The organism is Okeania sp. (assembly GCF_983059655.1).
In genome coordinates this window covers 1-2,905 of sequence record NZ_CEZPJD010000918.1, presented here as the reverse complement: position 1 = coordinate 2,905, position 2,905 = coordinate 1, and the positions used below count along the sequence as shown (strand labels likewise).

Annotated in this window: 3 protein-coding genes; 1 reads left to right on the top strand and 2 read right to left on the bottom strand. The window is 32.2% G+C overall.

Annotated features, from left to right (window positions below):
* Positions 1–239: 239 nt before the first annotated feature.
* Together AC3DU7_RS30170 and AC3DU7_RS30165 are read right to left on the bottom strand one after the other, a co-directional pair.
* Entirely contained in the window at positions 240–578 is a 339-nt protein-coding gene (locus tag AC3DU7_RS30170) for a Uma2 family endonuclease (protein ID WP_488042923.1), read from the bottom strand.
* A gap of 119 nt (positions 579–697) precedes the next feature.
* Entirely contained in the window at positions 698–961 is a 264-nt protein-coding gene (locus AC3DU7_RS30165; protein ID WP_488042922.1) for a Uma2 family endonuclease, read from the bottom strand.
* A 535-nt stretch (positions 962–1,496) separates the two neighbouring features.
* On the opposite strand from AC3DU7_RS30165, the gene AC3DU7_RS30160 reads away from it, so the two are divergent.
* Positions 1,497–2,609 (top strand): geranylgeranyl reductase family protein, encoded by a 1,113-nt coding sequence (locus AC3DU7_RS30160; RefSeq protein WP_488042921.1) that lies wholly within the window; start codon positions 1,497–1,499, stop codon positions 2,607–2,609.
* Positions 2,610–2,905 lie beyond the last annotated feature (296 nt).

Sequence of the window (2,905 nt, the reverse complement as noted above, 5' to 3'; positions counted from 1 at the left end):
AAAGTTATTGCCAAAGTTTCCTTCCTAAACCTTAATTGATGGATGTGGGATTTGAACCTGTGATTTAAGTTAGTTGAAGATATAGTAATTAAATAAGAACTTTTGGGAATTGGTATAAAAGTAAAATTTATAAATTATTCAAATATAGCAATTATTATATTCACATGATATATTTTTTTTCTTCTTCTCTGTTCCCTGTTCCCTGTTCCCTAAAAGTTTCCAATATCTCATAACTCAAATCATATTGCTATATCTTGGTTCTTAAAATCAACTCTTTCGTAAAGGTCACTAAATGCTATTTCAAAATCTAGAGTAGTTAACTTTAACTTTGACTCTTCAGATTCATAATATGTAACTTCCCATTTATCCTCAGAAGTTTTAGCATACTGTTCGATATAAAATTGGTATTGGTCAATCAAAATATACTCTTTAAACTCAGGAATTGACCGATAAAATTTAAACTTATCTCCTCGGTAATAATTTGCTGTTGATTTTGATAATACTTCAACAATTATTAAGGGATTAGTAAGTGTATCTGTACGACTTTGGTGATATTTTAGTTTGTCTTCAATTATCATAAGATCGGGGTTATTTCAGTTATCAGTTATCAGTTATCAGTTATCAGTTATCAGTACTTTTGCAGTAAGGAGGCAAGAAAACAAGGAATTATCTTTTTTTTCCCTTAAAAGGGGACGCTTTAGACCACAATTTCTCGGTAAGTATATAAATTATAATCGGGTATCCATAAACGAACATCACCAATAAATATGCGATAATTTTTGCCTTTTAAAGCAAATTTTAAGTAAGCACATAAATTACCTGTAATTTCATTATGATTAGTAATTTCCCCTGTCATTGATATTATTTTTCCATCTAAATATTCATGTTTATCTTCAGAATTTTCCTCTAATAATAAATATTCTTCTGGAGTATATACTTTCCTGTGTGTCTGAATTTGCATATTTTTTTCCAAGAGTATTATTATCTTTTCTGTGGCGGGTTTAATACCTCACCGTCTAAACAGTACTTAAAATTACTTGGGGTTTGTAGACATGAAGTGGCGTATCGAAGACTATCCATAAGCAATTAGACTTTCTGCCTTCTTCAAGAAATGATATCTACTTTTTCCCGATGATTCTATTTTGAGATAATACTAAAAACATTAAAACTGCTAAATTATACTAATTCCCAAAGATAATGCTATACTTCATTAATACTTCAGTTATTAAGTAATAGTAATGCTTTAGTAATATTTGTAACGATTATCAGTATTAAACCAAAATATCTTATGCCTTTTAACCAAAAAATAGTGTCTCAAGCCTCCCCTTGGCTGCGCCGCGAGCTACCGCTCTACAAGGGGATAAAAAAAATCAAGTTCAATAGTTTCAATTCACTTTACTTTCCTAGGTCATGCTGTGCAAATAGGCAGAGGTACTGATAACTGATAACTGATAACTGATAACTGATAACTGAAATAACCCTACTTCCTAATTATAATGTTTGATTGTATTATAGTTGGCTCCGGGCCCGCAGGAGCAAGTGCAGCATATCATCTAGCAAAAAACGGACGTTCTGTATTAGTCTTAGAAAAAGAATCTTTACCTAGATATAAACCCTGTGGAGGTGGAGTTTCTCCCATTGTTCAAGAATGGTTTGATTTTGATTTTACACCAGCTATTTCTCTGAAAATAAATTCCATTCGTTATACTTGGAAAAAAGGCGATTTAGTAGAAGTTAACCTAAAAAATCAAGAACCAATTTGGATGGTTCGCCGAGAAGTTTTTGATTACTTTATTGTTCAACAAGCGCAAAAACAGGGAGCAGAAATTAGAGATAAAATTAAAGTTATCGGCATAGAATTTAAGAATAATAACTGGCAAGTTAACACCAATAATCAATCATTTATTGGTCGTTATTTAATTGCTGCTGATGGTGCTAAAGGTTCCATGGCTAAATGGTTAGGTTTTAACAATCGTAAACGTTTTGCTGGTGGTGCAATGGAAATAGAAGTACCAGTTGAAAATCAGCAAATTGATAGTGCCTATTTTGAATTTGGATTGTTAAATAATGGCTACGTTTGGAATTTTCCTAAAGCAGATGGATACTCAATTGGAGTAGGTACATTTTGGCGAAAACACGGTCAAAACTTTTCAGCTTTATTAACAGAATATGCAACTCTGTTTGAGGTAAATATTCAAAATGTTCAGAAGTTTGGTCATCCTTTATGTTTATGGAATGGCAATCAAAAATTACATACACAAAATGCTGTTTTAGCAGGAGAAGCAGCTTGTATTGTTGACCCTTTTACTGCTGAAGGAATTCGTCCTTCTATATTTACAGGTATTAAAGCAGCCGCAGCAATTCATAATTCTCTAAATGGCGATTTATTTACTTTAGAAAAATACAGTCAAATAATTAATGAAGAATGGGGTAAAGATATGGTCTGGGCACAACGTTTAGCCCAAGGATTTTCTCACTTTTCACATATTGGTTATCAAGTAGGTGTGAAACGACCTCGCGCTACTACTATTATGACTAAAATTTTGTCTGGAGAATTACGTTATTCTGATGTAGTTGCTTCTGCTTTACGAAAACTTTGGCAAAGATGAAAATTTATTATCAGGAAAGGCAGAGGGAAGAAGGGAAAAAAGGATAAAAGTCAAGATAATTTTAGTATTTCTTCAATACTGTTAGTTCTTAAATTTTATTTATAACTGATACTAAATACGGTTATGAAAAGGTACTTTTTCCAAATATTCTCTAATCCTTCTGCCTTCTGCCTTACTTTCCTAATAAAGCTCCTATCTAAACAGGATTTAGTATGACCTATCTGAGTATGGTATTACAGCACTTTTCATTTGAGTAGACCACAAAATTATTTTTGGCACTTAGAGTAGGGAGTAGG

Excerpts from the sequence above, each read along its gene's own strand:
- AC3DU7_RS30170 (WP_488042923.1), bottom strand. The coding sequence starts at position 578 with ATGATAATTGAAGACAAACTAAAATATCACCAAAGTCGTACAGATACA.
- AC3DU7_RS30160 (WP_488042921.1), top strand. The coding sequence starts at position 1,497 with ATGTTTGATTGTATTATAGTTGGCTCCGGGCCCGCAGGAGCAAGTGCA.
- AC3DU7_RS30165 (WP_488042922.1), bottom strand. The coding sequence starts at position 961 with ATGCAAATTCAGACACACAGGAAAGTATATACTCCAGAAGAATATTTA.